General features: G+C 60.7%; 24 protein-coding genes and 1 tRNA gene. 11 read left to right on the forward strand and 14 right to left on the reverse strand.

Annotated features, from left to right (window positions below; all coding sequences use genetic code 11):
- Position 1: 1 nt before the first annotated feature.
- Entirely contained in the window at positions 2 to 910 is a 909-nt protein-coding gene (locus GTP69_RS07120) for a DMT family transporter (protein WP_161054228.1), read from the reverse strand.
- Between the two features lie 342 nt (positions 911 to 1,252).
- On the opposite strand from GTP69_RS07120, the gene GTP69_RS07125 reads away from it, so the two are divergent.
- Positions 1,253 to 1,810 (forward strand): phasin family protein, encoded by a 558-nt coding sequence (locus tag GTP69_RS07125; RefSeq protein ID WP_161054229.1) that lies wholly within the window; start codon positions 1,253 to 1,255, stop codon positions 1,808 to 1,810.
- Between the two features lie 194 nt (positions 1,811 to 2,004).
- Here GTP69_RS07125 and GTP69_RS07130 read toward each other — a convergent pair whose 3' ends face one another.
- From GTP69_RS07130 to GTP69_RS07155, 6 genes are all read right to left on the reverse strand, one after another.
- On the reverse strand, positions 2,005 to 2,727 hold the full coding sequence (locus tag GTP69_RS07130) for an ABC transporter ATP-binding protein (protein WP_161054230.1): 723 nt from the start codon (positions 2,725 to 2,727) through the stop codon (positions 2,005 to 2,007).
- Positions 2,727 to 3,497, reverse strand: a complete 771-nt coding sequence (locus GTP69_RS07135) for an ABC transporter ATP-binding protein (RefSeq protein ID WP_161054231.1) — start codon at positions 3,495 to 3,497, stop codon at positions 2,727 to 2,729. Before GTP69_RS07135 ends, GTP69_RS07130 begins: the two co-directional genes overlap by 1 nt.
- A gap of 11 nt (positions 3,498 to 3,508) precedes the next feature.
- Positions 3,509 to 4,726 (reverse strand): ABC transporter permease subunit, encoded by a 1,218-nt coding sequence (locus tag GTP69_RS07140; RefSeq protein WP_161054232.1) that lies wholly within the window; start codon positions 4,724 to 4,726, stop codon positions 3,509 to 3,511.
- A gap of 12 nt (positions 4,727 to 4,738) precedes the next feature.
- Positions 4,739 to 5,668: a branched-chain amino acid ABC transporter permease gene (locus GTP69_RS07145; protein ID WP_161046799.1), complete on the reverse strand. Its 930-nt coding sequence runs from the start codon at positions 5,666 to 5,668 to the stop codon at positions 4,739 to 4,741.
- A gap of 248 nt (positions 5,669 to 5,916) precedes the next feature.
- A complete protein-coding gene (gene ispH, locus GTP69_RS07150; protein ID WP_161054233.1) occupies positions 5,917 to 6,882 on the reverse strand; it encodes a 4-hydroxy-3-methylbut-2-enyl diphosphate reductase in 966 nt (321 codons plus the stop codon).
- A gap of 7 nt (positions 6,883 to 6,889) precedes the next feature.
- The gene (locus tag GTP69_RS07155; protein WP_161054234.1) at positions 6,890 to 7,342 is read right to left on the reverse strand and encodes an FKBP-type peptidyl-prolyl cis-trans isomerase; all 453 of its coding nucleotides are present in this window, start codon (positions 7,340 to 7,342) and stop codon (positions 6,890 to 6,892) included.
- Between the two features lie 112 nt (positions 7,343 to 7,454).
- On the opposite strand from GTP69_RS07155, the gene radC reads away from it, so the two are divergent.
- From radC to rpmG, 3 genes are all read left to right on the forward strand, one after another.
- Entirely contained in the window at positions 7,455 to 8,129 is a 675-nt protein-coding gene (gene radC, locus GTP69_RS07160) for a RadC family protein (RefSeq protein ID WP_161054235.1), read from the forward strand.
- A 161-nt stretch (positions 8,130 to 8,290) separates the two neighbouring features.
- Positions 8,291 to 8,527, forward strand: a complete 237-nt coding sequence (gene rpmB / locus GTP69_RS07165; protein WP_008451488.1) for a 50S ribosomal protein L28 — start codon at positions 8,291 to 8,293, stop codon at positions 8,525 to 8,527.
- Positions 8,528 to 8,540: 13 nt separating this feature from the next.
- Positions 8,541 to 8,708 (forward strand): 50S ribosomal protein L33, encoded by a 168-nt coding sequence (gene rpmG, locus GTP69_RS07170; protein WP_005665735.1) that lies wholly within the window; start codon positions 8,541 to 8,543, stop codon positions 8,706 to 8,708.
- A gap of 112 nt (positions 8,709 to 8,820) precedes the next feature.
- Here rpmG and GTP69_RS07175 read toward each other — a convergent pair whose 3' ends face one another.
- The 5 genes from GTP69_RS07175 to GTP69_RS07195 all read right to left on the reverse strand — a co-directional run bounded on the left by GTP69_RS07175 (position 8,821) and on the right by GTP69_RS07195 (position 13,956).
- Entirely contained in the window at positions 8,821 to 10,017 is a 1,197-nt protein-coding gene (locus GTP69_RS07175) for a DesA family fatty acid desaturase (protein ID WP_161054236.1), read from the reverse strand.
- A gap of 115 nt (positions 10,018 to 10,132) precedes the next feature.
- Positions 10,133 to 11,479: a mechanosensitive ion channel family protein gene (locus tag GTP69_RS07180; RefSeq protein ID WP_161054237.1), complete on the reverse strand. Its 1,347-nt coding sequence runs from the start codon at positions 11,477 to 11,479 to the stop codon at positions 10,133 to 10,135.
- 68 nt (positions 11,480 to 11,547) lie between these two features.
- On the reverse strand, positions 11,548 to 12,852 hold the full coding sequence (locus GTP69_RS07185) for an RsmB/NOP family class I SAM-dependent RNA methyltransferase (RefSeq protein ID WP_161054238.1): 1,305 nt from the start codon (positions 12,850 to 12,852) through the stop codon (positions 11,548 to 11,550).
- A 19-nt stretch (positions 12,853 to 12,871) separates the two neighbouring features.
- Positions 12,872 to 13,483 carry a phosphoribosylglycinamide formyltransferase gene (purN, locus tag GTP69_RS07190; protein ID WP_161054239.1) on the reverse strand — a complete coding sequence of 204 codons (612 nt, stop codon included), beginning with the start codon at positions 13,481 to 13,483 and terminating at the stop codon, positions 12,872 to 12,874.
- Between the two features lie 80 nt (positions 13,484 to 13,563).
- Entirely contained in the window at positions 13,564 to 13,956 is a 393-nt protein-coding gene (locus GTP69_RS07195) for a barstar family protein (protein WP_202424324.1), read from the reverse strand.
- Between the two features lie 421 nt (positions 13,957 to 14,377).
- Between GTP69_RS07195 and GTP69_RS07200 the strand changes: the two genes are divergently transcribed.
- The 6 genes from GTP69_RS07200 to GTP69_RS07225 all read left to right on the forward strand — a co-directional run bounded on the left by GTP69_RS07200 (position 14,378) and on the right by GTP69_RS07225 (position 19,404).
- Positions 14,378 to 14,893, forward strand: a complete 516-nt coding sequence (locus GTP69_RS07200; protein WP_110844826.1) for a glycine zipper 2TM domain-containing protein — start codon at positions 14,378 to 14,380, stop codon at positions 14,891 to 14,893.
- Positions 14,894 to 14,993: 100 nt separating this feature from the next.
- Positions 14,994 to 15,797 carry a spermine/spermidine synthase domain-containing protein gene (locus GTP69_RS07205; protein ID WP_161054240.1) on the forward strand — a complete coding sequence of 268 codons (804 nt, stop codon included), beginning with the start codon at positions 14,994 to 14,996 and terminating at the stop codon, positions 15,795 to 15,797.
- Positions 15,798 to 15,816: 19 nt separating this feature from the next.
- Positions 15,817 to 17,616, forward strand: coding sequence for a type IV pilus assembly ATPase TfpB (tfpB, locus tag GTP69_RS07210; protein WP_161054241.1), 1,800 nt, complete (start codon positions 15,817 to 15,819; stop codon positions 17,614 to 17,616).
- Between the two features lie 49 nt (positions 17,617 to 17,665).
- Positions 17,666 to 17,741, forward strand: a tRNA-Lys gene (locus tag GTP69_RS07215).
- 170 nt (positions 17,742 to 17,911) lie between these two features.
- Positions 17,912 to 18,634, forward strand: coding sequence for a substrate-binding periplasmic protein (locus tag GTP69_RS07220; protein ID WP_229260845.1), 723 nt, complete (start codon positions 17,912 to 17,914; stop codon positions 18,632 to 18,634).
- Positions 18,625 to 19,404: a substrate-binding periplasmic protein gene (locus GTP69_RS07225; RefSeq protein WP_161054243.1), complete on the forward strand. Its 780-nt coding sequence runs from the start codon at positions 18,625 to 18,627 to the stop codon at positions 19,402 to 19,404. Before GTP69_RS07220 ends, GTP69_RS07225 begins: the two co-directional genes overlap by 10 nt.
- 6 nt (positions 19,405 to 19,410) lie before the next feature.
- Here GTP69_RS07225 and GTP69_RS07230 read toward each other — a convergent pair whose 3' ends face one another.
- Positions 19,411 to 20,256, reverse strand: a complete 846-nt coding sequence (locus GTP69_RS07230; RefSeq protein WP_161054244.1) for a PhzF family phenazine biosynthesis protein — start codon at positions 20,254 to 20,256, stop codon at positions 19,411 to 19,413.
- Positions 20,257 to 20,354: 98 nt separating this feature from the next.
- Between GTP69_RS07230 and GTP69_RS07235 the strand changes: the two genes are divergently transcribed.
- Positions 20,355 to 22,466 carry a dipeptidyl-peptidase 5 gene (locus tag GTP69_RS07235; protein ID WP_161054245.1) on the forward strand — a complete coding sequence of 704 codons (2,112 nt, stop codon included), beginning with the start codon at positions 20,355 to 20,357 and terminating at the stop codon, positions 22,464 to 22,466.
- Positions 22,467 to 22,575: 109 nt separating this feature from the next.
- Here GTP69_RS07235 and GTP69_RS07240 read toward each other — a convergent pair whose 3' ends face one another.
- Positions 22,576 to 24,723 (reverse strand): metallophosphoesterase family protein, encoded by a 2,148-nt coding sequence (locus GTP69_RS07240; protein ID WP_161054246.1) that lies wholly within the window; start codon positions 24,721 to 24,723, stop codon positions 22,576 to 22,578.
- Positions 24,724 to 24,804: the final 81 nt, after the last annotated feature.

Below are 24,804 nucleotides of genomic sequence, written 5' to 3' on the forward strand. Positions count from 1 at the left end.
CTCACTTGGATTTCTTGACTACAAATATCACGCCAGTCACCGCCAGCGCCATGCCAGCCATGCCGAGGGCGTTGAACGCTTCGCCAAACATCAGCCATGCCATGATAGCGGTGGTAGGCGGCGTCAGATACATCAAACTGGTGACCTGGGTGGCGTCATTTCTGCGGATCAACGCAAACAGCAGGAAAATCGCGCCGATCGACAGCCCCAGTACCGACCACAGCAAGGCTCCCACGAAGCGCGGTGTCCACTGCACCGCAGCAAAATCCGGGCCAAGGCCTTCGAAATATATCGCCAGCGGCAATACCACGATGGTCGAGGCGGCAAACTGGATCACCGTGCCCACCCGCAGGTCGAATTGCGGGCAATGGTGTTTCTGGTACAGCGTGCCGGCCGTGATACTGAATAGTGCAAGCACGCACAATAAAATGGCATCCGGCGAAAGTCCGACCAGCTGGATCTTGGCGGCCACCACCAGTCCTACCCCGCCGATGCCGAACAGCAAGCCTAGCCATTGGCGCGGCAGCACTTTTTCGCCGATCAGCGGCGCCGCGAATGCGGTCAGGATCGGTTGCATGCCGACGATCAGCGCCGACAAGCCGGCCGGCATGCCCTGTTTGATGGCGCACCAGACACCGATCAGGTAACCAGCTTGCACCAGCAGCCCGGCCAGCGCGATGTGGCCAATCTTGCCATGCGGCCAAGGCGCGCGCAGTACCAGCACCGCCGGCACCAGGAACACCAGCACGCCGAGGAAGCGCAACAACAAGAAGGTCAGCGGCGGCGCATAAGGCAGGCCGAACTTGGCGACGATGAAGCCACTGCTCCATAACAGCACGAAAAACAGCGGTAACGGCGACAAAAAACTGGCGTTCCGGGCGGTTTGTGCGGCTTGGGGCGTATCGGGCATCAGGATGACTTGTGATCTAAAAGAAAATCGGCGCCGGAATGCGGCGCCGACTCGGGTGTGCCTGAGTCTAACACGGCAGCGTTTTTTCCACCGGAAAGCCCCTGTTTGCCTCATTCTTAAGGAATAGTTCTTTAGGAAAATATTCTAGTTGACGAACTTTAGGTTCTTTGATGCAACGCACAAAAAATCGCTTGACTTAATTTCTGGAGGTCGTAAAATCGGGTTTGTTGCGTTGCACAATTTGTTGTTCGGTCTGAAACGTAGTTGGGCTGTTTCTCACCGACGGTAGAAACACACACATAAGCTGTTATTTCAATGAACGACTATTTTCTGGAGAACCAAATGTTTTCGATTCCTGAGCAATTTTCCAATGCGACCAAAGCCAATTTCGAAGCGCAATTCGCGATCTTCTCGACCCTGACCAATAAAGCATTTGAAGGCGTAGAGAAATTCGTCGATTTGAATCTGACCGCTGCCAAGGCTTCGTTGGAAGAAACTTCGGCCACCACCAAGCAATTGCTGGCCGCTAAAGATCCACAAGAATTCTTCTCGCTGGCTACTGCTCAAGCTCAGCCTAATGCAGAAAAAACCATCGCTTATGGCCGTCACCTGGCAACCATCGCGACCAGCACTGGTGCTGAATTCAGCAAAGCCGCTGAAAACCAAATCGCTGAAACGAATCGTAAAGTGATTTCGCTGGTTGATGAAGTCAGCAAAAATGCACCAGCCGGCAGCGAAAATGCCGTGGCACTGTTTAAGTCGGCAATCGGCAATGCCACCGCCGGTTACGAGCAGTTCACCAAAACCGCGAAACAAGCTGTTGAATCGCTGGAAACCAATGTGAATGCAGCCGTGAGCCAATTCAACGCTGCTGCCGCTAAAGTAACGCCTAAGAAATAAATACAGATAAAACGGCACGGTAGGGTGCCGTTTATCTCGCAAAAAAGCCCCGGTTGATCCGGGGCTTTTTTTATGCCCGCTGCACGCCAGAAAACGGCGCGTACACGCCAATTTTTGGCATAGATAGGACAATATAAAAGCCGCACAGCTTGTGCTGTACGGCTTGTACTGGGCTTGCGCTGCGGCCTGTGCGTTTATTCGCCCAGGTAGGCGGCCTTGACGCGCGGATCGTCCAGCATATCCTTGGCATTGCCGGTCATGGTGATATTTCCGGAGTCCATGACATAACCACGATGCGCGGCTTGCAATGCAAGTTTCGCATTCTGCTCCACCAGCAGCACGGTAATGCCCTCTTTCGAGACATTGCGAATCACCTCGAAAATCTTTTCAACCATAATCGGCGACAAACCCATCGACGGCTCATCCAATAACAGCAGCTGGGGATGCGACATTAATGCCCGCGCCATGGCCAGCATTTGCTGCTCGCCACCGGATAACGTCCCCGCCAATTGCTGCGCGCGTTCTTTCAAACGTGGGAATACATCGAACCACTTGGCAATATCGGCTTCAATTCCGGCTTTATCATTGCGAGTATATGCACCCATCATCAGATTCTCTTGAATCGACATACGGGTAAATACACCGCGGCCTTCTGGAACCATCGCCAGTTTCTTTTCAACTAAATGAAAAGATTTACTGCCCTTCAGCGATTCACCTTGATAAGTAATCGTACCTTCGACTTTACACGGCGGCAGCGTGCCGGTAATCGCTTTCAGCGTGGTGGTTTTACCAGCGCCATTGGCGCCAATCAAAGCGATTAACTCGCCCTTGTTCACTTCCAGATCGATACCCTTGACGGCTTTAATGCCGCCGTACGCGACTTTCAGTCCCGATACTTTAAGAACATTGTCGCTCATTAATGCGATCCTCCCAGGTAGGCGTCAATCACCGCCTGATTACTTTGTATCTCCGCCGGCAGTCCTTCTGCAATGGGCTTGCCGTACTCCAGCACCATCATGCGGTCGCACAAGCTCATCATCATCTTGACATCGTGTTCAATCAGCAACACCGTCCGGCCCTGTTCTTTGATTTTGATCAACAATTCGCGCAATGCCAGTTTTTCGGTGGCGTTCATGCCGGCCGCCGGTTCGTCCAGCGCCAGCAGTTGCGGATCGGTCGCCAACGCGCGGGCGATTTCCAGACGGCGCTGGTCGCCATACGACAGGAATTTCGAGGTACGGCTGGCAAACTTGCCGATGCCGACGAAATCCAGCAATTCCTGCGCGCGCTGGCGGATCGCCGCCTCTTCCTCGCGCGCCGCCTTGTGGCGGAAGATGGCGCCGAACACGCCCTGCCTGGAGCGCACGTGGCGCCCCACCATGACGTTTTCCAGCGCCGTCATCTCGCCGAACAGTCGGATGTTCTGGAAGGTGCGGGCAATGCCCGCCTTGGCCACCTCATGCGGCGCGGACGGCGAGTAAGGCTTGCCGGCCAGCTCGAAAGTGCCGGTGTCCGGCTGGTACAGGCCGGTAATCACATTGAAGAACGTCGTCTTACCGGCGCCATTGGGGCCGATCAGGCCATAAATCTGGCCTTTCATGATCTTGATGCCAACATCGGTCAGCGCCTGCAAGCCGCCGAAGCGCTTGTTGACGCCGGCGATCTGGAGAATTACCTGTTCAGTCATGTCTGTATTCCTTACGCCGCCATCACGCCGGACGATTGATTCTTGGTGTCGGAGTCGCCATCCGGCCGGTCTTCATGCTTGGGCGCGGGCCACAAGCCGGCCGGCCGCATCAGCATGGTCAGCACCAGCGCCAGACCGTACAGCAGCTGGCGCAGCACTTCCGCCTCGATCAGCACGTGACCGAACAATTTCTCCTGCAGCGGCTCCACCACGTGGCGCAACACCTCCGGCAAGGCCGCCAGCAGCGCGCCGCCGAGGATCACGCCCGGAATGTGGCCGATACCGCCCAGCACCACCATCGCCAGCACCACGATCGATTCCGTCAGCGAGAACGACTCCGGCGATACAAAGCCCTGGAACGATGCGAACATGGCGCCCGCCACGCCGCCGAACGAGGCGCCCATCGAGAACGCCAGCAGTTTGACGTTGCGGGTGTTGATGCCCATCGCCTTGGCGGCGATCTCATCTTCGCGGATCGCCACCCAGGCGCGGCCCAGGCGCGAATGTTGCAGGCGCGAGGTGATGAACACCACCGCCACGCACAGCGCCAGGAACAGGAAGTAGTAGGCGTTGACCGAAGGAATGCCGAAGCCGCCGACAAACACGGTGGCACGCGAACCGGCCTCACCGCCCAGATTGACGCCGAACACGCGGATCGGGTCGATCATATTGATGCCCTGCGGACCGTTGGTGAAGTTGATCGGCTCGTTCAGGTTATTCATGAAGATGCGGATGATCTCGCCAAACCCCAGCGTCACGATGGCCAGGTAGTCGCCGCGCAGCTTCAGCGTCGGCGCCCCCAGCAGCGCGCCGAAGAAGCCGGCCAGCGCCGCCGCCATCGGCACAATCGCCCACACCGACAGGTGGATGCCGTTCTGCTGGATTTCCGGCCCCAGGATCGCCACCAGCGAATCGCCCAGCACCGGATACTGGTTGATGATGGATTCCAGCAGCGCCGCAAATTGCGGCGAGGCCAGCAGGCCGGCCAGATAGGCGCCGACCGCGTAAAACGCGATATAGCCCAGGTCCAGCAGGCCTGCAAAGCCGACCACGATGTTCAGGCCCAGCGCCAGCATGATGTACAGCAGCGCCATGTCGGCGATGCGCACCCAGGAGTTGCCGAACTGCTGGGCGAAGAACGGGAAGATCAGCAACAGCGCCACCAGCACCGTCGTGCTGACGGCGGCCTTGCGCGGATTGCGTTGGAAGTCGAAATTAATCAATGCCATGGTCGTCTCCCCTTATGCCCGGTCCGCCACGCGCTCACCCATGATGCCGGACGGACGCACCGTCAGCACCAGAATCAGCACCACGAAGGCGAAGATGTCCTGGTAGTGGCTGCCGAGGAAGCCGCCGGTCAGGTCGCCGATGTAGCCGGCGCCGAGACTTTCAATAATGCCCAGCACGATGCCGCCAACCATGGCGCCGTAGATATTGCCGATGCCGCCCAGCACCGCCGCGCAGAAGGCTTTCAGGCCCGGCAGGAAGCCCATGGTGAATTGCACGGACGCATAGTTGGCGCCCCACATCACACCGGCCACGGCCGCCAGCGCCGCGCCCAGCGCGAAGGTGGCGACGATGACCAGGTTCGAATCGACGCCCATCAGGCCGGCGACGCGCGGGTTTTCCGCCGTCGCGCGCATGGCGCGGCCCATCTTGGTTTTTTCCACCAGCAGCACCAGGCCGGCCATCGACACCAGCGCCAGCGCCAGCAGCAGGATCTGCGTCGGGGTAATCACGGCGCCGCCAATCATGACCGGGTCGGATGGCAGCAGTTGCGGGAACGGCAGCGGGTTGCGGTCCCAGATCATCATGGCAAACACGTTCAGCAGGGTCGAGACGCCGATCGCGGTGATCAGCGGCGCCAGCCGTGGCGCATTGCGCAGGCGGCGGTAAGCCACGCGCTCGATGATGATGTTGACGATCATGCAGACCGGAATCGCGCCGCCGATGGCGATGGCCAGTTTAACGGCGCCCGGCATGTCGGGGAAATGCGTATTGAGGAAGTTGAGGATCGTCAAGCCGGTCATGGCGCCGATCATCAGCACGTCGCCGTGGGCGAAGTTGATCAGATTCAGTACGCCGTACACCATGGTGTAGCCCAGCGCGACCAGTGCGTACATGCTGCCCAGCACTAGCCCGTTAATAATTTGTTGGATAAAAGTATCCATGCTCTGCCTTTACCTATTGTTATGCGTCCATGTAACAAAAACGGCACCCGGGTGTCCCCGTAGTGCCGCCGTTGACTACACGTTCACGTTGCAAGTTTCATGCCTGCCTGGTGTCTCTGTCGCCCGGTTTTATTAAGCCGAAAGGACAACTTTTTAGGGCGAGGCAAATAATAACGAGAATTCCAGAAAACTAATCCCGGAATAACGCGAACAGAACGGAATTATATTCCGTTTTTAAAGGTAAAGGATTAGACCGCGCCCTCGATTGGTGCAGTTTTTGGCCCACCGTCCAGACCTTTCGGCAATGGGAAGGTGACATTCTCCTCCACGCCTTCCAGCGGACGCACGCTGCGCACGCCCAGTTCCTTCAGGCGGTCGATCACGGCCTGGACCAGCACTTCTGGTGCCGAGGCGCCGGCGGTGACACCAACCCGCAGCTTGCCTTCCAGCCATTCTGGCTTGATCTGCGTGGCGTTGTCGACCATGTAGGCCGGCGTACCCTTCTTCTCCGCCACTTCGCGCAGGCGGTTGGAGTTGGAGCTGTTCGGGCTGCCGACCACGATCACCACTTCCACCTGCGGCGCCATGAACTTCACGGCTTCCTGGCGGTTGGTGGTGGCGTAGCAGATATCGCCCTTCTTCGGCTCGATGATGGCTGGATACTTCACCTTCAGCGCGGCGATGATGTCGGCCGTGTCGTCCACCGACAGCGTGGTCTGCGACACGTAAGCCAGCTGGTCCGGCTTGGCGACCTGCAGCGTGGCCACATCGGCCACGGTTTCCACCAGATACATGCCCTCTTCGGTCTGGCCCATGGTGCCTTCCACTTCCGGGTGACCGTCGTGGCCGATCATGATGATCTCGCAGCCCTGCTTGCGCATCTTGGCCACTTCCACGTGCACCTTGGTGACCAGCGGGCACGTGGCGTCAAAGATACTGAAGCCGCGCGCATCGGCTTCCGCCCGCACCGCCTTCGACACGCCGTGCGCCGAGAACACCAGCGTATTGCCGGCCGGGACTTCGTTCAAATCCTCGATAAAGACCGCGCCCTTGGCGCGCAGGTCGGCCACCACATAGGCGTTGTGGACGATTTCGTGGCGCACGTAGATCGGCGCGCCGAACTGTTGCAGCGCGCGCTCGACGATTTCGATGGCGCGGTCGACGCCGGCGCAAAAGCCGCGCGGCTGGGCCAGCAGGAGTTCTTTATCGCTCATTCATTCCTCACAGTACGGAAATCAGTTGCACTTCAAACTTCAGCGGCTGGCCGGCCAGCGGGTGGTTGAAGTCGAACACGCAGGTTTCGTCGCCCAGCTCGCGCAGGATGCCGGCGAAACGGCCACCACCCGGCGCGGCGAAATCGACCAGATCGCCGATCTTGTAATCGGCGTCCGGCGCCGAGTTCAGGTCCAGCGTAGCGCGGCTGACTTCGCGGATCAACTCCGGATTGCGCGGGCCAAAGCCGACGCCCGGCTCCAGGTCAAAAGTCTTGTGCGTGCCTTCAGGCAGGCCGACCAGCAATTCTTCCAGCACCGGCGCCAACTGGCCCTGGCCCATCAGCAGCGTGGCGGGCGTAGCGCCAAAGGTGGTAACAATATCGTTGCCATCCAGCGAGGCCAGACGGTAATTCAGGGTGAGATACGACGACGCGGTGACAACAGGTTGCTCGTTAGACATGACTTAAGCTTCGTTGGACTGGGAAAGGCCATATTGTAAGCCACCTTTGATCCGCATCGCTTTGTCTGCCCGCCACTGATGCAAAGTAAATGGTGATTTAGGGAGAATCCACATGCCGATCCTGGACTGGCCGCAAGAAAAACGCCCGCGTGAGCGGCTGATACGTGAAGGCGCGCAGGCGCTGTCGGAGGCCGAATTGCTGGCGATCTTCCTGCGCACCGGCGTGCCCGGCAAGGATGCGGTCCAGCTGGGTCAAGAGATGATGCACCATTTTGGATCGCTGCAACGGCTGTTCGGCGCTACCCTCCCGGAATTCGCCCTGGTGCATGGGCTGGGCCCGGCCAAGTTCGCCCAGTTGCAGGCGGTGATGGAACTGGCGCGACGTGCCATCCTGGAGGAAATCAAGGCCGGCGCCATGCTCGGTTCGCCCCGCGCGGTGAAGGAATACCTGCGCACCGCCTTTGCCGGCAAGCCGTTCGAATCCTTCCACGTGCTGTTCCTGGATGTGAAGAACCGCCTGATCGACGCCAAGGAAATGTTTCGCGGCACCTTGACGCACACGTCCGTGTATCCGCGCGAGGTGGTCAAGGAAGCCTTGGCGCGCAATGCCGCCAGCGTGATGTTGGCCCACAATCATCCGTCCGGCACGCCGGAGCCCAGCGAGTCCGACCTGCTGCTGACGCGGGCCCTGATGCAGGCGCTGGCGCTGGTCGATATCCGCATCCTTGACCATTTTGTGGTGGCCGGGCATCAAGTTCATTCGTTTGCCGAGCATGGACAACTGTAAGTTTACCCCTGTGCGCTCAAGGGTTTACGAGTGAATTCATAATTGTTAAATATTTTGATCAACTCAAGACACAATTGTTTTTCGTAAGTGATTGAAAAACCTGCTGTTTTTGGATATACTCTCGTTTTTCCAATTGTGGAATGTCTTTTAAGGAGTGCGTTATGGCACGTGTTTGCCAAGTTACTGGGAAGAAGCCGATGGTCGGCAACAATGTTTCCCACGCAAACAACAAAACCAAACGTCGTTTCCTGCCTAACCTGCAGAACCGTCGTATTTTTGTTGAATCTGAAAACCGCTGGGTCTCCCTGCGTCTGTCCAACGCTGGTCTGCGCGTAATCGACAAAGTCGGCATCGATGCCGTACTGGCCGACATGCGCGCCCGTGGCGAAAAAGTCTAAATAGGGAGCTATCATGGCAAAAACTGGCCGCGACAAAATCAAGCTGGAATCGACCGCAGGTACGGGTCACTTCTACACCACGACCAAAAACAAGCGCACGATGCCTGCTAAAATGGAGATCACCAAGTTTGATCCTAAAGCACGCAAGCACGTGATCTACAAAGAAACCAAGATCAAGTAATTCGATCTCGCTTCTCTGTAAAAGAGCCACTCATCGAGTGGCTTTTTTTTGTCTGTTGAAAACCTATGGACGAAAAAAAATGGCCCCGAAGGGCCATCTGCATTGCTGCTTATTATGCGTAGCTACGCAGGCGCAGCGAAAAGTCTTCCAGCGACTTGATGCCCGACGCCTCGGCGCGGTTGCACCAGTCTTGCAGCTTGTGCAGCAGCTGGTCGCGGGTGAAGTGCGAGCGCTCCCAGATCACGCCCAGCTCCACGCGCATATTGTGCATGGTTTCCAGCGCTTTGCTGTGCTGGAACAGTTCCGACAGCTGCTGCTGCTGCGGCGCTTCCAGCTTGGCCGGCTCGCGCTGCATCAGCTTGCGCGACGACTTGAGGAAGCGCGCTTCCAGCTGGGCCTTGTCCTTCAGGTGCTCCAGCTCTTCTTTCCATGCATGCTTCATCGACTTGGCGTACTTGGCCATCACGTCGTAGCGGTTGGCGATCACCGATTGCAGCGTCTCGAAGTCGGCTTCCAGCTTGTCCTTGGCGAACTTCGGCGCCGGCGCCAGTTTTTTCACCTTGGCCAGGCCGACGATTTCCAGCGCACGGATATAGCCCCAGCCGATGTCGAACTCGTACCATTTCGACGACAGCTTGGCCGAGGTCGCAAACGTGTGGTGGTTGTTGTGCAACTCTTCGCCGCCGATCAGGATGCCGAACGGGATGATGTTAGTGGCCGCATCGCTGCAATCGTAGTTGCGATAGCCCCAGTAGTGGCCAATGCCGTTGATGATGCCGGCCGCCGTCACCGGAATCCACATCATCTGCACGGCCCACACGGTAATGCCGATCACGCCGAACAGCGCGAAGTTGATCACCAGCAGCGCCACCACGCCGGCCGCGCTGTGGCGCGTGTAGACGTTGCGTTCCATCCAGTCATCCGGCGTGCCATGGCCATACTTGTCCATGGTTTCCTTGTTTTTCGATTCGGCGCGATACAGTTCGGCGCCTTCCCAGAATACTTTCTTGATGCCGCGCGTGACCGGGCTGTGCGGATCTTCCTCGGTATCGCACTTGGCGTGGTGCTTGCGGTGGATCGACGCCCACTCCTTGGTTACCTGGCCGGTGGTCAGCCACAGCCAGAAACGGAAGAAGTGACTGACGATCGGGTGCAGGTCCAGCGCGCGGTGCGCCTGGCAGCGGTGCAGGTAAATCGTCACACTGGCAATGGTGATGTGGGTGACCACCATCGTGTAGAAGAACACTTCCCAGCCACTCAGGCGGGTGATGCCGTTCGACAAGAAATCCAATACTGCGTATAAATCCATTACTACTCCAAAGGATGGCCGGAGGGCCAAGATTATGTTTTCGACAGGCGTACGGTCACCCGCCAGTTATAACTTTTGGACGACATTGTACGCTGAAACAAGAGGTAAAAACTGACTATTCTTTAGGCACGGTCGTGCTTTCCGGTTCGACCAGTGCGGCCGGCACCGGGCCGAGGATGCGCATCTCCCGTTGCGGGAATGGCACAGAGATATTGTTTTGTTTGAGTGTACGCCAGATCGCCCGGTTGACGTCGGACGTCACGCTGCCGCGGCCGTTCTGCGGATCGTTGATCCAGAAACTGACCGACAACTCCAGTCCATCCGCGCCAAAGGTGCTCAGGTAGACCGACGGCGATTTGTCCTTCAATACGCGATCGACCGTCAAGGTGGCGTCCGTCAGCAACTGGATCACGAAGTCGACATCGGTGTCATACGCCACCGACACCTTGGTCGAAATATTCAGCAAGCTGTTGGACAGCGACGAGTTCTGCACCGCGCCCGACACCAGCATTTCGTTCGGCACGATCGATTCCATGCCGTCCAGGCTTTGCAGCACCGTGTAGCGGGTATTGATCTGCGTCACCTTGCCGCTGTATTTATCGACTGTGATCATGTCGCCGATGGTCAGCGAGCGGTCCAGCAGGATGACGAAGCCGGACACATAATTACTGGCGATCTTCTGCAAACCCAGACCAAGGCCGACCCCCAGCGCGCCGCCGAACACCGACAGCACAGTCAGGTCGATCCCCACCAGCGACAAGCTCATCAGCACAGCCACCAGGATCAGCACCGCGCGTGCAGTGCGCGACACCACCACCCGCAGGTTGGTGTGCATGCCCGGCATTTTCATCAGCCATTCTTCCAGCGCGGCGCCGGCCCACAGCGCCAGCATCAGCAACACCACCACCGACACCGTGGCCTGCAGAATGTCGGCAATCGATACCTTGTATTTCCCCAGCGGTAGCACGGTGTCGTCCATGAACTGGAAGACATCCACCCACAGGCCGGTGATGTACAGCACGAACGCCAGCCACACCAGCAACTGGAACACTTTTTCGAACGCCAGCATATTCGGGCTGATGGTGCGGCCATTGCGCGCGAACACCCGGCGCATCAAATAGAAGGTGAAGCGTATCACCGCCAGCGAACCGAAGATCGGCATCGCCACCCTGATCCAGTTGACGTGGGTATAGTGGTACTTCGCCAGGATCAGGCGCGACAGGGCCAGCAGGCCGATCACCGCCAGCGGCGCCATCACGCGGCCAAAGCTTTCCACGCCAAAACCCAGCACGCCGGTGTGCGCCTCGTGGTGCCGGCCGAAACGCTTGCGCAGCAGCCGCGCCAACCCGAAGCCGATCAGCACCGACAGCGCGATAGCCAGCAGCTGCCATAGCAGGCTCGGTTCATGCAGGTCACCGGTCAGGTCATCGATCAGATTGAGCAGAGGCTGTTGTTGGGTCATTGCGGGCGACTGTATATAAGAGATGGATAGATTAACGTAAAACAGGCCGGAATCTCCGGCCTGTTGCATTACTCGTCGGCTTCCTCAGCCGGTTCTTCTTCCTTGACCTTTTTGGCCATCGGCTTGCGCTCGAACACGGCGGCGAAGAAGCCGTCGGTCTGGTGCTTGTGCGGCAACAGCTTCAGATAGTCGCCCATCTCCAGCTCGATCTTCTGCTCAGCCAGCGCCTTGTTCATTGGCACCAGTTCGAAGTCCGGATGGCTTTCCAGGAATTGCTTGGCGATGAACTCGTTCTCGTCTTCCAGCACCGAGCAGGTGGCGTAGACCAGGCGGCCGCCGCCTTTGACCAGACGGGCGGCGCCGTCCAGAATGGCGGCTTGCTTGACTTGCAGTTCGCCGATGGCTTCCGGCTTCTGGCGCCATTTGACGTCCGGATTGCGGCGCAAGGTGCCCAGGCCCGAGCATGGCGCATCGACCAGCACGCGGTCGATCTTGCCGGCCAGACGCTTGATCTTGGCGTCGCGTTCATGCGCGATCACCACTGGATGCACGTTCGACAGGCCGCTGCGCGCCAGGCGCGGCTTCAGCTTGGTCAAACGCTTTTCCGACACGTCAAACGCGTACAAACGACCGGTGTTACGCATGATCGCGCCCAGCGACAGCGTCTTGCCGCCGGCGCCGGCGCAGAAGTCGACCACCATTTCGCCGCGCTTGGCCGCGACCAGGGCCGACAGCAGCTGGCTGCCTTCGTCCTGCACTTCGATGTGGCCATCCTTGAACAGCGGCAGGTTTTGCAGCTGCGGCTTTTGCAACACGCGCACGCCCTGCGGCGCGAATGGGGTCGGGGTGGCGCGGATCGGCGCTTCAGCCAGCTTGGCGATGACGTCGTCGCGGTTGGCCTTCAGCGTGTTGACGCGCAGGTCCAGCGGCGCCGGCTGGTTCAGGGCGTCGGCCAGTTCCAGCGATTCCTCTTCGCCGTACTGCTCCACCAGTTTCTCGAACAGCCATTTCGGCATGTTGGAACGGCTGGATTTATGCATCACCTTGCGGTCGATTTCCAGGATGCGGGTAACCCACGCCACTTCGTCTTCGCTCAGGCCGCCCAGCGAGTCCAGGCCGACGGCGTCGGCCATGCCCAGCAGGGTCAGGCGGCGCATGGTGGCGCCACCGCCGGCTTCGGAGAAGTCGGTGTAGAAGTTCTTATTGCGCAGCACGTTGTACACGGACTCGGCAATCGCACCGCGTTCGCGGCCGCCCAGGCGCGGGTGGTCTTTGAAATAGCGCGACAGGGTGGTATCGGCTGGCGCGGCAAAGCGCAAAATCTCGCGCAACACTTCTTCGGCGTTGGCGAGTATCGCTGGAGGCAATCTCATGGAATTCCTTGGTTAATTTTTACTTGCTGTGGTCCACCTGGACCGCGCCCTGCGCCACCGTCAGCCGGTCTTCTACAAACCAGCGCACTGCGCGCGGGTAGATGACATGCTCTTGTTCCAGTACGCGGGCCGACAGGGTTTCGACCGTATCTTCCGGCTGCACCGGCACGCTGGCCTGCAACACCATCGGCCCGTGGTCGAGTTCGGGCGTTACGAAATGCACCGTGGCGCCATGCTCGCGCACGCCGGCGGCCAGCGCTTGCGCATGCGTCGCCAGCCCGGGGAACAGCGGCAGCAGCGACGGATGGATGTTCAGCATGCGGCCCGCATAATGCGTGACGAATGCCTCGGTCAGGATGCGCATGAAGCCGGCCAGTACCACCAGATCCGGCGCAAAGCCGTCGATCACGGTTTGCAGCGCGGCGTCGAATTCGGCGCGGCTGGCGTAGTCCTTGTTGGCCACCACCGCCGTCGCGATGCCGTGCGCGGCCGCAAAAGCCAGGCCGGGCGCGTCAGCGCGATTGCTGATGACAGCGGCAATGCGGGCCGGCCAGCGCTCGGAGTGCAGCGCCTGGACGATGGCTTCCATATTGCTGCCGCGACCAGAAATCAGAATGACGATGTTTTTCATAACCCGGCATTGTACCGCGTCCCACCTCGCAGGGCCACTAAAAGGCAAGAATTGTTGCGATGCAGCAGGCGCGCGCCGGCCTACTCGAAGGAGTAAAAGACCCGGAACGGCACTTTTTTGTCGGCCCAGAAGTCGGCCGCGTCGCGGAAGACGTCCAGCAGGGTTTCCCGTGCTTCCTTGTCAAATTTCTGGGTATTGGGCAATTGTTCCAGCACCACCAGGAAGCCGGTTTGCGTGCCGGCCTGGAACATGGTGTCGGTCAGCGTCGCGCGCAGACCATCGAAATTCTTGCCTATCCCTTTGGGAAACAGGAACGATTCCGCAATCAGCCCCAGCACCTGCTGCTTGGTGGCGCCAGTGTTCGGATGTGCATACAGGAAGTGCTGCCCCAGGCGGGCCGCCTCTTCTTGCAGCTCACCGACGCGGAATGCGCGGATCGACTGCACGAGGTTGGCCGGCACACTGGCCAGCAAGCTCTCGTTTCCCTCAATTTGACCTGGTATGTACGGAGTGTCCACTTTGCTGTCGGGAGTGCCTAACTTGTGAATTAATGAGTAAATAATTTGAGCACCTGTCCACGAAACATGGCTGACGGGTCGGCGCCGGCCATGGTTGATTCAATATGTTTCTGAATCCCATACGCATATTAGGGTAACGTGTTGTTCCTCCCAGATCAACACGTATATGATATTCAACGCAATATTTGTTAAAAACAGAAGATTTTCACAGGGTTTAGCGGTGAAATCGGCACAATTCGCTTGATGTCCGCTGTTACAATTTGTTGCCACAGATACCGAAGAGGGGCTAGCCGCGCTTCGTCGTCGGGATTACCATACGATTCATGCAATATCAGAATCCCCCTGATAGACACCCTGAACACAACGAGGTCTCAAAATGAACTTGCAAGCCAAACTGATCGCAACTGCACTCTGCGCAAGCGCCCTGCCTTTTGCCCAGGCCGCCGATTTTGAAGATTTCGGCCGCGTGGTGAATGTCGTGCCACAAGTGCAACAAGTCAACAGCCCGCGCCAGGAATGCCGTACCGAGTACGTGCAGGTCCAGCAACCGGCGCCGGAACGCGGCGTCGGCGGCGCCATCCTGGGCGGCTTGGTGGGCGGCCTGGCCGGTAACCAGATCGGCGGCGGCTCGGGCCGTTCGGTGGCGACCGCAGCGGGCGCCATCGCCGGCGCGCTGGTCGGCGACCGCGTCGACAACGCCAACACCCCGAACAGCGGCGGCGTGCAGGAACAAGCGGTCAAACAATGCCGCACCGTCGACCACTGGGAATCGCGCACCTCGGGCTACCAGGTGACTTATAGCTACCAGGGCCGCAACTACACCACCCCGATGTCCTACGACCCGGGCGACCGCATCCGCCTGCGCGTGGTGGTTGAGCCATCGCAACGTTAAGCCAATCAGCTTATGTCTTTTCAATGCCGGCCTTGCGCCGGCATTGTTGTTTTCAGATAATGCCGGTTCACCCTCCTGCTGCTGCCCCCAATCACTCCCAATGTTAATCAAACGTAAATCCATCGAAAAAGAAGAATCCTCGCGTCCGGCAGCGTCGGCGCCGGCCGCCAAACCGGCGCGCAAGCCGAAATATGCGCCGGTGACCTTGTCGGAGTTCGATGGCGTGCGTTACCTGCACTTCGGCACCGAGTGGGTCCAGGGCGCGATGCGCATCCGCAAGCCGAACTGGCTGGAACTGGAATACGCGCAGCAGATGATGGCCTGGATGCTGTGGCTGGAACAGCCGCGCCGCATCGCCCAGCTGGGCCTCGGCACGGCTGCGCTGACCAAGTTCTGCTACACCACCTTCCCCGAGGCGCAGGTCACCGCCATCGAACTGAATCCGTCGGTGATCACCATCTGCGAAACCATGTTCAAGCTGCCGCCCAACGACGAGCGCCTGCAGGTGCTGGAAATGGATGCGCTGGACTTCGTCAACGACAAGGCCAACGTCGACACGCTGGACGCGCTGCAGGTCGACCTGTACGACGCCACCGCGCGCGGCCCGGTGCTCGACACGCCGGAGTTCTACCAGGCCTGCAACGCCTGCCTGACCGACGGCGGCGTGATGACCATCAACCTGTTCGGCGACCACCCGAGCTACGCACGCAACCTCAAGGCCATCAAGTTCGCCTTTGCGCAGGTGATTTGCCTGCCGCAGGTGCATGATGGGAACGTAGTCGCGATCGCCTTCAAGCGCGCCCGCACGGTCGATATTGAAGCGCTCACGGCGCGCGCCGCGCAGATCGTCGCCGCGACCAAACTGCCGGCCAAGTCCTGGGTCAAGGGCATCGCCACAAAATAACGGAAAGGTGGCCGCACAGATGAATTCAGCAATCGCCCCGAGCAAAGCGGCCCCGCTCGATCTGCAACAGATCTACACTTGGCTGCTGGCCGACGGCATGATCCGCAAGGCCGAGGTCAAGGAGCTGTACGCGCAGAGCTCGGCCATTTTGAAGAACACCAGCGGCTATATGCATCCCTTGTGCGCGGTGGCGCATGCCAAGCTGCTGTCGGCGCAACCGCCGCACCGGCTGCTGACGCTCGACGCGCTGTGCGAATGGCTGGCGGCGCGCGTCAACCTGCCCTTCATCCGCATCGATCCGCTGAAGATCGATTTCACCAAAGTGGCCGATGTGATGTCGGCCAGCTATGCCGCCCGCTTCAACATCCTGCCGGTGGAACTCAACGCCGACACGCTGGTGGTGGCCACCGCCGATCCGTATTCGCACGAGTGGGAAGCCGAGATCGCCAAGATTTCGCGCCGCGCAGTGCGCCGCGTGATCGCCAATCCGCTCGACATCGCGCAGTACATCACGCAGTTCTTCAGCCTGGCCAAGTCGATCAAGAAGGCCAACAAGACCGGCGGCAACGACCTGTCGCTGCGCAACAACTTCGAGCAGTTGGTCGAGCTGGGCAAGAGCAACAAGCAGGTCGACGCCAACGACCAGCACGTCATCAACATCGTCGACTGGCTGTGGCAGTACGCGTTTGAACAGCGCGCCTCCGACATCCACCTCGAACCCAAGCGCGACATGGCGGCGATCCGCTTCCGCATCGACGGCGTGCTGCACCAGGTGTATCAGGTGCCGGCGGTGGTGATGATCGCCATGACCGCGCGCATCAAGCTGCTGGGCCGCATGGACGTGATCGAAAAGCGCCGCCCGCAGGACGGCCGCATCAAGACCCGCACCGCCGGCGGCCAGGAAGTCGAGCTGCGCCTGTCGACGCTGCCGACCGCCTTCGGCGAAAAGCTGGTGATGCGGATTTTCGATCCCGAGGTGGTAGTGAAAACCCTGCCGGAACTGGGCTTCCCGCTGGACGATGCCGCGCGCTGGGACGCGCTGACCCAGCGTCCGCACGGCATCATCCTGGTGACCGGACCGACCGGCTCCGGCAAGACCACCACGCTGTACACCACGCTGAAAGCGCTGGCCACCTCCGAGGTCAACGTCTGCACGGTGGAAGACCCGATCGAGATGGTCGAGCCGGCCTTCAACCAGATGCAGGTCCAGCCCGGCATCGACCTGTCGTTCGCCGACGGCGTACGGGCGCTGATGCGGCAAGACCCGGACATCATCATGGTCGGCGAGATCCGCGACCTGGCCACGGCCGAGATGGCGATCCAGGCGGCGCTGACCGGCCACCTGGTGCTGTCGACGCTGCACACCAACGACGCGCCGTCGGCCGTGATGCGGCTGCTGGAGCTGGGCGTGCCCTACTACCTGCTGGAAGCCACGCTGATCGGCATCATGGCGCAACGGCTGGTGCGCACGCTGTGCGAGGACTGCAAGGCCGAGGGCGGCGAGTTGAGCGACGAGATCTGGACCAGCCTGGCGGGCGAATGGAATCTGCCCAAGCCAGCCATCGTGTACAAACCGGTCGGCTGTCCGGAGTGCCGCCAGACCGGCTATCGCGGCCGCACCGGGCTGTACGAACTGCTGACCGTGACCGAAGCCTTCAGCTCGCAAGTGCGCGAAGAAACCGACATCCAGGCGCTGCGCCGGCAGAGCCAGGCCGACGGCATGAAACCGCTGCGCATCGCCGGCGCGCTGAAGATCCAGGAAGGCGCCACCACCGCCGACGAAGTGCTGAAAGTGACGGCCGCTTTGGGCATGAAATAAAAGAACTTTGCAATTGTCGCCGGACTGTATATAATACGGCCTCTTTCGGGGGTCGTTAGCTCAGCTGGTAGAGCAGCGGACTTTTAATCCGTTGGTCGCAGGTTCGAATCCCGCACGGCCTACCACCGAATTCCTAAAAAAGCTTCCAGTCTGGAAGCTTTTTTTTCGTCCCCGATCCGTAGCAAGCGGCCACTGGTGTAAGCTAGGGTCATAGAGCGCGAGGCGCCGGACTTTTGGGGACGTTATGGCAGGCATGTACAGCATAGGGGCAGCGCTGCTGATAGCGGCGCTCTGGATGCCCACGCTGGCTGCCGCCCAACCACCGGTGATATTGCGCACCGCCGCCCAGGAAGGCTCCGAACCCAAATTCATCGCCGACGGCAAGGACAAGATCGCTGGTCTATGCATCGATATCATGCGCGCCGTCGAGCAGATCGATCCTGGCTTGCGCTTCGTCGGCGACCAGCAATGGAAGCCGCTGATCCGCGTCATCGCGGAACTGGCCAACAGCACCGAGGACGTGGGCTGCGCCATCCAGCACACGCCGGACCGCGAAAAACTCTTCAACTTCATCGGCCCGGCGCTGTACACCATCGACTACCACTTCCTGGTCCGCAGCGACGACGACATCACCGTCAACAACTGGGACGACGTGCGCAAGCTGGGGCCCAATGCGGTGGTGCTGGTCAACCGCGGCTACGCGGCCGGCGAGATCCTCACCGCCATGGGCGGCTTCACGGTCGACGCCAGTTCGCCGCGCGCCGAACTGAACCTGCACAAACTGATCGCCGGCCGTGGCCGCCTGTACTTCCATCGCGGCCCCGGCTTGCATAAACTGCTGCAACGCACCGGCACCACCGGCCAGGTCAAAATCCTGCCGCAGATAATGTACAGTGCCAAGTTATACTTCACTGCCAGCAAGCAGCTGGACCGCAAGACCAGCGAGCGCATCGCGAACGCGCTGTTCTCGCTGGAAAAAAAAGGTGAACTGGAAAGGCTGATGCACAAATGGGATTGAAGGCGCCAACACGATGGCAAGCACGACTGCTATTCAGCGGCGCACTGCTGTGCGCGCCGTTGGCGTGGGCGCAGCCGACCGTGCTGAAGGTGGTGGCGCAGGAGGGCACCGAGCCCAAGTTCATCCCGGCCGGCATCGGCCGCGTGGTCGGCCTGTGCGTCGATCTGTACCGCGCCATCGAGCGGGTCGATCCCAGCCTGCAATTTGTCGGCGACCAGCAATGGCTGCCGCTGCTGCGCGCGCATTCCGAACTGGCGAGCCACCAGCACGACGCCTTGTGCGCCGTCCAGCGCACCGACGAGCGTACCCACCAGTATGTCTTCCTTGATCCGCCGCTGTTCCAGTTCCGCTACCAGCTGGTGGCGCGCGCCGATGATCCGGCCGTCATCACCAACTGGGACGATGTGCGCAAGCTTGGCGCGCAAGGCGTGATCCTGACCAACCGTGGCTACACCACGCCGGAAATGCTGGAACGGATCGGCGGCCTGCGGGTGGATTCCAGCGCCACCAGCCCGGCCATCAACCTGCACAAGCTGGTGGCGGGACGCGGCCGCTTCTTCCTGCACCGCGCACCCGGCATGCAAGGCTTTATCGACCGCGCCGGCGTGGCCGGCAAGGTCAAGATCCTGCCAGCGGTGATGGCCACCACCGATGTCTACATGGCCATGGGCACCCACGTCGATCCGGCCGTACGGCTGCGCGTGCAGCGCGCGGTCGAGCAGCTGGACCGCAGCGGCGAACTGGCCAAGCTGCTGAAGAAGTGGGACTGAGCAGCCTTATTCGCCTAGCCAGCGGGCGCTGCCTGCCACCCGTATCGAACTCCCCTGCTCGGCCGGAATCTGCACTTGCAGATGACAAGGCGCCCCCATGTCCTCGCCCTGGATGATGTCGATCGCGCCGCCGTGCGGCCAATCGAGATCGCGCAGATAGCCGGCCAGTGCCGCCGCCGCCGCGCCGGTGGCCGGGTCCTCATACACGCCACCCGACGCGAACGCATTGCGCGCATGGAAGCGCTGCGGCGTTTCCGCATAGATCAGCGAGATGGTGGCAAAACCATAGCGGCGCATCAGCTCGCGGCCGGCGGCCAGTTCGTAGCGCATGGCGCGCAGCTTGTCGCGGCTTTTCAACGCCAGGATCAGATGGTGCGCGCCGCCATTCGCCACCGCTGGCGGAATGCGGTCGTCCAGGTCGGCCAGCGTATAGCCGAACAGCGCCAGCGCCTCCTGCACCAGCGCCGGCGTCGCGGGCGAACTATGCGTGGCCGGCGATTGCAGCGCCGCATGCGCGCCATCGGCGTGCGCGCGGCCTTCCACCGTCACCCGCGTGTGATTGGTGGTCAGCGGAAAAATGCCGTCACCATTCTGCTGCGCCAGCACGGCGCCCAGCGCGATCGTCGCGTGGCCGCAGAACGGCACTTCGCCGTCCGGCGAAAAATAGCGCACGCGCCAGCCGTCTTCATGCGGCGCGGCAAACACGGTTTCCGAGTAGCCCATCTCGGCGGCGATCCGCTGCATCGCCGGCTCTTCCGGCAGCGCCGCGCGGATCATCACGCCGGCCGGATTGCCGCCCTGCGCGCCAGCGGTAAAAGCTGCAACTTTGTGAACTTTGGTAATCGTCTGCATGTTGTCTCCTGGCTTGGAAAGTTGCGGATACTTGATTGACAGCAATGAGGGATGTGGCCACTATCGTTGTTTTCACTGACTTTATTACCGAACTCGCCATGACTATACCGCGACTTTCCGTTCTTGCCTTCATCATTTCGGCCCAGTTGACTTGCGCCGCGCTCGCCGCCGACGCGGTCCCGGCCAAGCACGCCATCACCCACGAAGACGTCTGGCTGATGAAGCGCGTCGGCGCGCCGCAGCCGAGTCCAGACGGCCGCTGGGCCGTGTTCTCCGTCACCGATCCGGCCTACGACAGCAAGGAACAATGGTCGGACCTGTGGATCAAATCGCTGACCGACGACATGCCGGCGCGCCGCCTGACTTTCAGCAAAGGCGGCGAAGGTTCGGTCAACTGGTCGCCAGACAGCAAGCAACTGATCTTCATCGCCAAGCGCGACGGCGACGACGCCGGCCAGATCTACCGCATCGACGTTGCCGGCGGCGGCGAAGCCCAGCGCCTGACCACGCTGACGCTGGGTGCGCGCACGCCGAAGTTCAGCCCTGACGGCAAGCAGATCCTGTTCGTCAGCGATATCTTCCCCGGCAACGGCAACGAAGACGACGTCAAGAAAACCGCCAAGGAACGCAAGGACCGCAAATACTCGGCGCGCGCCTACGAAAGCTTCCCTCCCCGCTACTTCGACAAATGGCTGGACGATAAACAAGTACGCCTCTTCGTGATGGACGCCGCCACGGGCGCCAAGCCGCGCGACCTGCTGAGCGGCAGCAAGCTGGCGGCGCTGCCGGGCTTCGGCGGCGGCCAGGGCGACGAAGGCCAATCGCTGGACGCGATCTGGGCGCCGGACGGCAACAGCATCGTGTTCTCGGCCTCGACCAATCGCGACGAACAGGCGCGCAACGCGGCCTACACCCAACTGTTCAGCGTGCCGGTGACAGGCGGCGACGCCACCCAGCTGACTGCGGACAAGCACAGCTACAACAACCTGAAATTCAGCGCCGACGGCAAGACCCTGTTCACGTTGACCGAAGCGGAAGAAGCCGGCAAGGTGTACGACGTCAGTCGCCTGGCAAGCTTCGCCTGGCCGATCGCCAGCGCCACGCCGAAGATCCTGACCGCGTCGCTGGACCGTTCGATCACGCGCTACGCGCTGCCGGCTGGCAGCAACCGCGTCGTGTTCAGCTTCGAGTACGCCGGGCTGGAGCAGCTCCACTCGATCAACTATGCCGGCGGCGACCTGCGCGACGAAGCTTCGCTGCCGACCGGCAGCATCAACTCTTTGAACGCCGGCGGCAAGGCTGTGGTGGGCGTGTGGGAATCGGCGATCAATCCGCCCGAGGTGTACGCCTTCGGCAACGGCGCGCCGAAGCGCCTGACCGCCTTCAACACCGCGCGCGCTTCCAGCATCGACTGGCAGGCGCCGGAACACTTCTGGTTCAAGGCCAGCGACGGCCACATGATCCACAACATGCTGATCAAGCCGGCCAACTTTGATCCGGCCAAAAAGTATCCGCTGTTCGCGGTGATCCACGGCGGCGCCGCGAATATGTGGCGCGACCAGTTCGTGCTGCGCTGGAACTACCACCTGCTGGCCCAGCCCGGCTACGTGGTGCTGCTGACCGACTACAAAGGCTCGACCGGCTACGGCGAAGAATTCGCCCGCGCCATCCAGGGCGATCCGCTGAAAGGTCCGGCCGACGAAATCAACGAAGCGGTCGATGAAGCCGTCAAAAAATACAGCTATATCGACGGCAGCAAACTGGCGGCCGGCGGCGCCAGCTACGGCGGCCACCTGGCCAACTGGCTGCAAGCCACCACCACGCGCTACAAGGCCATCATCTCGCACGCCGGCGAAATGGACCTAGTGATGCAATGGGGCAGCAGCGACAGCATCTGGGGGCGCGAGGTCAACAGCGGCGGCCCGGTCTGGGGCGACAAGGCCGTGTGGCGCGAACAAAGCCCTGTGCTACAAGGCGGCAACCACGCCAAAGGCACCGGCTTCACGACGCCGATCCTGATCTCGGTGGGCGAGCTGGACTACCGCGTCCCGGCCAACAACGCCCTGATGAACTTCGCCACGCAGCAGCGCCTGAATGTCCCAAGCAAGCTGCTGGTCTTCCCCGACGAAAACCACTGGATCCTCAAAGGCGAAAACAGCCGCTACTTCTACAACGAAGTCCACGGCTGGCTGGCCAAATACCTGAAATAAACTCCGGGGTCAGGTCCGGCATTCAGACACGAACTCGGCTCTAGCTCGGTGCTATGGCTGGGCTCGTGTCCAAGTGCCGGACCTGACCCCGGATTATGACCCCGGATTATTAGTTGAAGCTCAGTGCGCTGCTGCTGGCGTTGCTGAGCTTCTGCGCTTTCAGGTCGATCGTGAAGTGGTCGCTTGGCTTGCCGGAGCCCAGGCCTTTCAAGATCGCGAACACTTGCTTGAACTGCGACTGGAACGCCACCTGCACCGGGTTCTGGTCCGACAGTTGATCGCCGATCTTGACGATCGCCGCCGGCGATGCCGGGAAGGCGTTCATCAGCACCTTGTACTGCGCCACCCGCTCCGCGCCCATGTCGCGCAAGGCCAGTTCTCCGGCGTACACCGTGCGGTGGAAGTCGCCATAAAATTCATAGGCGCTGATCTTGGCGAAGTCGGCCAGCTTGAGGTTGGCGGCGGCAGCCACTTGCTCGGCCTTGGCGGTGGCCGTGGCCCAGTCGGCCGTCAGCTGGCTGGCGGCCACGCTGTCGCCCGACGCCGTGCCCTTGGCGGCGCAAGTTGCGGTGATCGGCAGCACCGACGGGTTGTCCTTCAGCTGCGCCAAGGTAACCTTGGTTTGCAGCTGCGACAAAATCAGCATCTGGCGCGCATCCAGCGACATCGCCGCTTCCTTCATTTCGCACGGCCAGTAGTCGCTCATGAAGCGCAGCCGCGACAGTTCGCCGAAATAGGTGCGGGTAAATTCGCCATACGATTTGCTGTCGAGGATGCTGCGGTTCCAGCGCTTGGCGACGTCGCCGGCGGCGGTGCTGCCTTGCAGGTAGTCATATTCCACCTGGTACAGCGGGAACAGTTCGTTGTGGCGCGCCACGCTGTTCAGGCCCACGGTCTGCACGTCGATCACGTCCTTGCTCTGGTAGCTGACGATCTTGTACGCAGCACCAAACACCGCCAGCGACGGCGACTGCACGTTGACCAGGTAGTTGCCGGCGCTGTCCTTGTAGTCGTTGCTGCCGTTGAAGTGCATGTGGCCGCCGATGTGCAGCGGCAGGCCGGTCGCCGCCAGCGCGGCGGTGGTGGCCGCCGCCGGCATGCGCGTCACCTGGAACGCACCCGACTTGAACACGGCTTTCATCGCATCGGTCTGGTTGGCGTAGAAGTCCATGGTCGGATAGTGCGAGAACGCCATCAGCTGCTTGCCCTGCGCCTTGGCGCGCGCGGCCACCGATTTGATCCATTCCATCTGGTGGATCTTGTGGGTCTGCACTTTGTTCCAGCCGGCGTCGCCGGCGTTGTCGAAGCCTTTGAAGGCGGTCGGGTTGGCCGGATCGAAGTTGGCGTTCGGCACGTGCACATTGGCGTCCAGCGCCAGCAGCCACACGCCTTTGACCGGTTCCACCAGGTAGCTGGCGTCGATGATATTGGCGCAGCGGCTGTAGGTCTTGCCGGCTACCTTGTACTTGCCGCCCTCGCCTTCGCTGCAAATTTCGAACTTGCGCTTGCTCAGGTCGGCCGCTGCGGCGGCAGCGTCGTAGCTGTACTTGCCGTCGGCGTAGGTGGTGAACGGGGTTTCCCAGTAGACGTCGTTCTTGTTCGGCGCATAGCCAAACTCGGCCAGTTTGGTTAGCAGCTTGTCGTAGCCCTGCTCCATCAGCTGGTTGGTGCACACCACGGTCGGATCCTTGGCCTTGCAGGCGGCGTTGTTGACGGCGTAGATTTTCTGTTCCTTGCCATCCTTGGTCAGGAAGTCGTTCTTGCCAGCTTCGTCGTCGTCGAACGGTTCGTTCGGGTCGTGGTTGCCGGGGGCGATGAAGAAGCGCATGCCCTTGGCCTGGTATTCGTGCAGGATGTCGGTCAGGCCGTCGATGTTGATCGGCTGGGCGTCGTCCGAGATGTCGCCCGGCAGCGCCACCAGGCGCAGGCCTTTGCTGTAGGCGTCATCCAGCGCGGCGCGGAAGGCGAAGTAGTTTTCGTTGAACAGCCGCGTCGAGGTCAGCTGCGCGTACATGGTGCGGATGGTGGCGTTCTTGCCATCCTTGGTTGGAATGCCGGCGAACTGCGTGCTTTTCAGATCGCCGTAGATGTTCTCGAAGTGGACGTCGCTCATGAAGGCGACCGCAGTCTGGTTGACCGTGTCGGCCGGCTGGGTGGCGGCAGCGGGTTGGCTGTCGCTACCGCAGGCGGCCAGCAGCGCGGAAGTGGCAACCGCGGCAGCAGCCGCAAGGGCCGCCGCAGGCAAGGCATAACGCATACAAAACTCCATCAGGCTGGTTGAAAACCGGCGAATTGTCACATTAGCAAATGACAAGCTGATTACATTTTGGAAGCGCTC

This window comes from Duganella levis (assembly GCF_009857605.1).
GTDB lineage: Bacteria > Pseudomonadota > Gammaproteobacteria > Burkholderiales > Burkholderiaceae_D > Rugamonas > Rugamonas levis.